Consider the following 6,815-nt stretch of genomic DNA (forward strand, 5'->3'; position numbering starts at 1 on the left):
TGCTGACAATATTACTATTAATGCTAATAATGGCAATAACACCATTAGAACCGGCAATGGTCATCAAACTATTACTACTGGTAGTGGTAATGATAGTATCACCACTGGTCATGGGAATAATGTCATTACAACTACTGGTGGTAATAACATTATTAGAACTGGCAATGGTAATCAAACTATTACTACTGGTAGTGGTAATGACAGCATTACCACAGGCGATGGCAATGATACCATTACCGCTGGGGGAGGTAACAACACCATCCGCACTGGTCGGGGAAATAAGACCATCAATCCTTAAACTGGAATCACTATGAGTTGCGGCGATTTTTAGCTAAAACCACATTTTATATTTCACGCCCCCGGCGCTGAGTCGCTGTGGGGGGAAATCAAACCAGTTACCAAGCTTACCTTAATTCACTAAGAATCCCACAACTGGAAGCCGTGGGATTATGAAAATATTGAGTAAATCAAGGATTAAAGGCAGAATCAGAAATTGATAATTAGGTTATAAACTCTCCAAATAACTCAATAAATCTGCCATTTCGTGAGCATTAGGCTGAAACTTTGGCATTGGCGGTGTTTCGCCGCTAATAACCTGATGAATCAGCTGATTTCGTGACTTACGCTTAGAAACGCCTTGTAAACTCGGTCCTACTAGCCCATCTGCTTCCACGCCATGACAACCAGCGCAGTTGGTTTGAAAGATAGCATATCCTTGAACTAGGTTTCCTTTCAGGGAAAGCACATTCTTAACATAAGGATCTGAGGGTTTAACCATTTGAACACCAAAAATGCCCAAAGGGGCTGCTAGTAGTATCACCACAGCCAACAAGGCGATCCACCGGAAGAAAGTTTCTGGTTTAGTAATGTGGTTATCCAAAAGGTTTACCGTCAAAGTGAAGTTTACTAAAAGTATTTCATTTCCTACACATAGCTTAAAAGTTCTTGATAGTGTCTGCAAGCACAAATAATAATTTTTTTGTGATCATTCCTGATGGAAAAACATGGTAGAGGGAGGCACTCATCCCTAATTTGGTAGAATTAAAAGCAGAAACAAATATTGAACATTTGCCAACAGGAGATTTAGAATGGTTGAACCCTTGCTCTCAGGTATTGTCCTTGGTCTGATTTTTGTTACCCTTGGGGGGCTATTTTACGCCGCCTATAAGCAATACAAGCGCCCTAACCAACTGGGGGGTTAGTGTTTCTCTGTAGAGATGCGTTTAAACGTGTCTCTACAACAATATTTTCTGTTTAGACACTAAGTGGACTCTATGTGAAAAAAAGTCAGTGCCGTGTTACCATAAACTTTTTCCCTGCAAATTTCCCAATGGGGAATTATGGGGGCTGTCCAACCTTGGGGATGATGTTCTACCGCTATTTCACCATGGACAGCTAATAAGTTATGATATGCGATCGCTTCTAAGACTGGCTGATATAATCCACTAGCATAGGGCGGATCAAAATAAATTCTGTCAAACTCCCGCCCTGATAAATTTTTTAACTGCTGAATAACATCACCTCGTAAAATTTGCCATTTTTGTTCACTATCAGCGACCTGTTGCCAATTTTGTTGAATCACAGCACAGGCGCGGCTTGATTTTTCAATTCCCACCACTAAACTAGCTCCTCTACACAAAGCCTCAGCAGCCATTGAACCTGTACCCGTGCATACATCTAGCCAGTGACAACCTAAAATGCTTCCTTGCCAAATGTTGAACACAGCTTCCCGTACCCGCGCACTGGTGGGTCTAGTAGCTTGCCCTGGTAAAGTTTTTATTGGGCGATTACCGTAAATTCTCAATGTCATTGGTGTTAGTCATTTAGTCATGATGACAAGGGACATCAGGACAAAATTAGCAATTATCAAGTTAAATTACGCAGCAATTTCTTCACGAACTTGGGCGACAAAATTAGATAAAATTTGCAACCCTATATTAGAAGACTTTTCCGGGTGGAATTGTACTGCTGTCAAATTATCACGAGCAATAGCAGCGGTAATAGTTTGATTTCCGTGGGTAACAGTTGCTGCTTGAACTTGGTGATCAGTTGGGTCAACATAGTAAGAGTGAACAAAATATACCCAAGGTTCAACTGGTAAATGCTCCCATAAAATGCTTTTTGGTTGGGTGAATTCTAACTGGTTCCAGCCCATGTGAGGAATAGTAATACCTGGTTCCGGTCGAAAGCGGCGAACTTTTCCGGGGATGATTCCCAGTCCTGGTTGACTACCTTCATCGCTGGATTCAAATAAAATTTGCAATCCCAAACAGATGCCCAAAAATGGTTTACCAGATGAGATTATATCTTTAATGGGTTGTTCTAAACCACGCGATCGCAGGTTTCGGACTGCGGGATCAAATGCTCCCACCCCAGGTAATACAACCGCATCTGCTCGGAACAAATCTTTAGCAGCATGAGTAATCATGGGAGTTGCTCCGGCTTTTTCTAAACCTTTGCAAACTGAGTGCAAATTTCCCATATCGTAATCTACGACTGCAATGATTGGCATTGACCGACTCCTTGTCAGTTTATTATGGAGGGTGTTTCTATTCTAAATAATATTTCTAATGGAGAAAACAATACTATTAACTTCCTTTCAAACTTGGTTACGGGATCAACAGTCAAATTCTTCTGATGATTTGCTAATGGAAGTGAGCAAAATTGCTGCTATCCCTCATGATTTGAAATTTTTACGCTGCTTACCTGTGGATTTGCATCTAGCCAGTTCTCTGGTCATTCAAAAAATTGGCGAACTTCAACCGGATTACATTATCTGTTGTGGTATGGCTGCGAGTAGGACAAAACTAAGTCTGGAAGCCGTTGCTAGGGATGGAGAAAGAGTTTTGCACACAGCTGTTAATTTACCAAAATTAGTAGCAGGAGCAACAATAACTGAAATTAGCCACGATTGCGGTAAATTTGTTTGTGAAGGTTTGTACTATTCTGTTTTAGATCACCTGTACCAAACTCAACCGCCAACACCATGTATTTTTGTTCATGTTCCATTGTTAAACCCAGAAAATTTGCCATTTATCTTGGCTGATTTCTTATTAATTATTAACAACTTGGCACTTTCATAAAGTCTTTTGCGTCTTTCAAGGATAAGAAATATTGGCAGTATTATGTTTTCATTCTTACTAAGCAGCACAATAGCCCAATCAACACCAGCCACACCACCCCCCCAAGAAGTAGTGCAATTGCAAGAAGTGCGTCCGTTACCAGGAAAACTGGATAATGTGCCTGTTTTTAACAGCAATAGCCCGGAATTGGTATTAAAAGAAGGAATTTTACTGTCTACATTTCCATCCGAAGGGAAAAAAGTACCAGAAGCCCATTTAAACTATCCCTTTCAGGGGCGATTTGATATTTTTGCCCACCATGTGGCTAAAGCTGAACCACCAGAAGATTTAAGATCCCTATACTTGGGAATCATTCTACATAACCCTGGAACTGAACCAGTCAGAGTGAATATTTTGCAAGCAGCAAGTTATTTAAGTCAACCAGATGCACCATTTATTCAGTTACCCTCTGTAAGCGACAACATCTTAGGTAAGATTTTTGCAGGACCCGGCGATCGCGCCACATCTGATGTACTAAGAGGAAAGCGACAAGAAACTTTTCCATATAAAATAGTAATTGCTCCTGGGGAAAATCAAATATTACTAAATCTTCCCATACCAGTTAAAGACCTGACACCGCCTTTAAATGGTAGGTCTACCTTGATGCGATTGCAAAGTAGTGGTAGAGTTTATGCAGCTAGTATGGCATTATTTGCCCGTCAAAACAGCGATGGTAGTGAACGAGCGCCAACTTTAGCAGAATGGGAAAATTTACTTAATCATGGTGAATTATCATCTCCACGAGATAAAGTACCTACACCTTTAGAAAAAACTAACCAGCCCAGAATTTATGGGCGTGTAGCGGGAGTTGCCCAAGGTTCTCAGTGGAAATCTCTAATAGTAGATCATCCTCAAGCCAAATATTTAACTATTCCCCCCACCGGTCAAGCATTTTCCTATCCTGTTAGTAGCCTGCATGGAGGTACATTAAGCACAAATCAAATTCAAACAGCCCCCATGTTAGTACGTTATCCAGACACAGCCTATGCCGCTCATGGTAACTATGGCATTCAATATAGTTTACAATTGCCCCTATATAATAATACTGACAGTTCGCAAAAAGTGAGTGTAGCTCTACAAACACCAATTAAAGAAAATAATTTACTTAAACAAGGATTACGCTTTTTAACCAAAACAGCCCCGCAAATATTTTTCCGGGGAACAGTGCGAGTGCGTTACAAAGATGATCAAGGACACCCCCAAACTCAGTTTACTCATTTAGTGCAGAGGAGAGGTCAAGCAGGGGAACCCTTGATTTTATTAAATATGCCCCCAGGCGATCGTAGATTAGTAAAAGTAGACCTGATTTATCCTCCAGATGCTACCCCACCCCAGGTATTAACAATATCAACTCAATAGTAAATATTCGCATTTAGGAAAATAATATGTCTTGGATAGAATTAACTCTGGATGCAACCCATGAAGCAGTTGATTGGGTGTGTACACTATTAGGGGAAACTATTGATATCAATAATGTTTACATTACAGAATATACCCAACCAAACCCGATCAATTCTGATTGGACATTTACCATTCGCTTATATTTACCCCACGATGTCAACGCCCGCAAAAGTGTAGAAAAAATTGTCAGTTTGCTTTCACCATTGCATCGCACTGGAATGACAACAGCAATTCAGACCAGTGTAGTTGCAGAAAAAATCATGGATGTAGCACAGTCACTTGTACAGCCCATAGGGGCGAGATTTGTAGTACTCACTTCTGATACACCCACTCAATCACAAATAGCAGACAAAATCAAGATTATAATCCAGAAAACCCTCACCTTTGGTAGCGGTTTACATCCAGCAACTATTCTCAGTTTGCGACTGTTAGAAAAATATGTTATTCCTCATATGCAGGTGTTAGACCTTGGCTCAGGGTCTGGTATTTTGAGTGTAGCAATGGCAAAACTTGGGGCTAATGTATTAGCCCTAGATAATGACAGTGTAGCGGTACAAGCCACTCAAGCAGCGGTGAGGATGAATGCTGTAGAGCAGCAAGTAAAAGTAATGTTAGGTAGCCTGGGATGTGGTAGTGATTTGGGGCATTGGATGGGTGGAGACACTGTTGGTAATGTGTCAAAATTTGAAGCAAAAGACACATTTGATCTAATTATTGCCAATATATTCGCACGAGTACATATTGCCCTAGTGGATGAATTTCGGCAAGCGTTGCATCACCACCAAGGACAACCAGGGCTATTAATTACAGCTGGTTTTACCACAGATCATGAAGAAAATGTAAATACAGCCATGACTAAAGCAGGATTTAAAATAATTGATTGTCAACGATTAAATGAATGGGTAGCCCTGGCTTATAAGACAAGTTCTCAACTCACAGCTTAAACTGTTCTAAATGACCGCGGGGATTGTAGGTGCGTATAGCCCGGATTTTTTCATAACATTCCCGCTCTTGTGGGCTGAGGTCTTTTGGCGGAACAATAGCCACTTTCACCAACTGGTCACCACGTCCACCCTTAGCCAAAGGCCAACCTTTTCCCCGCAAGCGTAGAGACTGACCAGAACGAACCCCAGCAGGTAACTTGACATTCACTGCACCATCAGGAGTGGGGACATCAATTGAAGCTCCTAAAGTAGCCTCATCTGGAGTAATGGGAACCTCACAAGTAAGATTATCACCATCAAATTGGAAAAATGAATGTGGCTGAAGTTCAACCTTTAAATATAAATCCCCCCGTTGTTGAGTCATAGGGTTGAATTGACCCTTACCCCGCACTCGGAGGCGAGTCCCAGTTTTAGCACCGGATGGGATGCGAACCTCAATAGTTTCGTTACCTAAACTAAAACGCTTTTGCACACCAGTAAACGCCTCACTAAAACTTAAACTAACCACAGCTTCTGCGTCGTGACCAGCCCCAGCACCCACATCTGAAAAACCAAAATCATTAAAACCGCTATAACCACCTGGTTGGCGAGTGGAAGTACGATAAGAATAGCTTTGTCCTCCACCACGAGGACTAGGTCCACCAAACCGTCCTAATAACTCATTGACAAATTCATCAAAACTGCCGTACTGACTGAAATCAAAGCCCCCCATATCTGCCCCCGGTCTACCAGATGGGAAGCCCTCCCCTACTTGTTTCCAGTATTGCCCGAATTGGTCATACTTCTTGCGCTTATCAGCATCCGATAAAACTTCGTAGGCTTCATTTACCTCTTTAAACTTAGCCTCTGCTTGCTTATTATCCGGATTGACATCAGGGTGATACTTACGAGCTAGTTTACGAAAGGCCTGTTTAATTTCCTCTGGACTGGCAGTTTTACTGATTCCTAAAATTGCGTAATAATCTTTAAAGTCAGTTGTAGCCATCTACCAGCCTCCTATAGTCGATATTTTAACATACTCACCGACCTTCAAGGTCGGTGATTCTTGACAGTTCACAGTAACTCGCAGTCGAAACAGTCTTACAGTCACTCCCTGTCCATTTTAGGTCGTGCCGATGCCCCATGCCGACCATTTTTATATTCTGAGCAGCATTCTCATCTCTGTCTGCAAGAGTATTGCAATTTAAACACAACACTGAGCGAACAGACAAATCAATCTTGCCCCAACGATACCCACAGCAACAGCAAATCTGGCTAGTAGGTTCCCATCTGTCAATTACTCGGAAATCCCTTTTAAGTTTCTCAGATTTACCCTCACAAAAAGTTCTGAATTGCCGCCACCCTTGCC

General features: G+C 41.6%; 10 protein-coding genes. 5 read left to right on the forward strand and 5 right to left on the reverse strand.

The genetic code is table 11. The features are described 5' to 3' along the window. On the forward strand, window positions 1-298 hold a 298-nt coding region (locus tag NWP17_RS14735), incomplete at its 5' end, for a calcium-binding protein (RefSeq protein WP_425332670.1). Between the two features lie 207 nt (window positions 299-505). On the opposite strand, the gene NWP17_RS14740 is transcribed toward NWP17_RS14735, so the two are convergent. After that, window positions 506-880 (reverse strand): c-type cytochrome, encoded by a 375-nt coding sequence (locus tag NWP17_RS14740; protein ID WP_280655643.1) that lies wholly within the window; start codon window positions 878-880, stop codon window positions 506-508. Window positions 881-1,088: 208 nt separating this feature from the next. Between NWP17_RS14740 and petG the strand changes: the two genes are divergently transcribed. After that, a complete protein-coding gene (gene petG / locus NWP17_RS14745; protein WP_280649837.1) occupies window positions 1,089-1,202 on the forward strand; it encodes a cytochrome b6-f complex subunit V in 114 nt (37 codons plus the stop codon). A 59-nt stretch (window positions 1,203-1,261) separates the two neighbouring features. Here the strand turns inward: petG and rsmD are convergent, their stop codons facing one another. Next, the gene (gene rsmD / locus NWP17_RS14750; protein WP_280655644.1) at window positions 1,262-1,810 is read right to left on the reverse strand and encodes a 16S rRNA (guanine(966)-N(2))-methyltransferase RsmD; all 549 of its coding nucleotides are present in this window, start codon (window positions 1,808-1,810) and stop codon (window positions 1,262-1,264) included. A 66-nt stretch (window positions 1,811-1,876) separates the two neighbouring features. Beyond that, window positions 1,877-2,512 carry an imidazole glycerol phosphate synthase subunit HisH gene (gene hisH / locus NWP17_RS14755; RefSeq protein WP_280655645.1) on the reverse strand — a complete coding sequence of 212 codons (636 nt, stop codon included), beginning with the start codon at window positions 2,510-2,512 and terminating at the stop codon, window positions 1,877-1,879. A 58-nt stretch (window positions 2,513-2,570) separates the two neighbouring features. On the opposite strand from hisH, the gene NWP17_RS14760 reads away from it, so the two are divergent. Genes NWP17_RS14760 through NWP17_RS14770 form a run of 3 tightly spaced genes read left to right on the forward strand, consistent with a single transcriptional unit; the run spans window position 2,571 to window position 5,467 of the window. Continuing rightward, a complete protein-coding gene (locus tag NWP17_RS14760) occupies window positions 2,571-3,083 on the forward strand; it encodes a pyroglutamyl-peptidase I family protein (RefSeq protein WP_280655646.1) in 513 nt (170 codons plus the stop codon). 42 nt (window positions 3,084-3,125) lie between these two features. After that, window positions 3,126-4,481, forward strand: coding sequence for a DUF3370 domain-containing protein (locus NWP17_RS14765; protein WP_280655647.1), 1,356 nt, complete (start codon window positions 3,126-3,128; stop codon window positions 4,479-4,481). A 26-nt stretch (window positions 4,482-4,507) separates the two neighbouring features. After that, window positions 4,508-5,467: a 50S ribosomal protein L11 methyltransferase gene (locus NWP17_RS14770; protein WP_280655648.1), complete on the forward strand. Its 960-nt coding sequence runs from the start codon at window positions 4,508-4,510 to the stop codon at window positions 5,465-5,467. Here the strand turns inward: NWP17_RS14770 and NWP17_RS14775 are convergent. After that, a complete protein-coding gene (locus tag NWP17_RS14775; protein WP_280655649.1) occupies window positions 5,457-6,452 on the reverse strand; it encodes a DnaJ C-terminal domain-containing protein in 996 nt (331 codons plus the stop codon). The genes NWP17_RS14770 and NWP17_RS14775 overlap by 11 nt on opposite strands. Window positions 6,453-6,486: 34 nt before the next feature. Then, on the reverse strand, window positions 6,487-6,815 hold a 329-nt coding region (locus NWP17_RS14780; protein WP_280655650.1), incomplete at its 5' end, for a transposase.

The organism is Chrysosporum bergii ANA360D (assembly GCF_029891735.1).
Taxonomy (GTDB): domain Bacteria; phylum Cyanobacteriota; class Cyanobacteriia; order Cyanobacteriales; family Nostocaceae; genus Umezakia; species Umezakia bergii.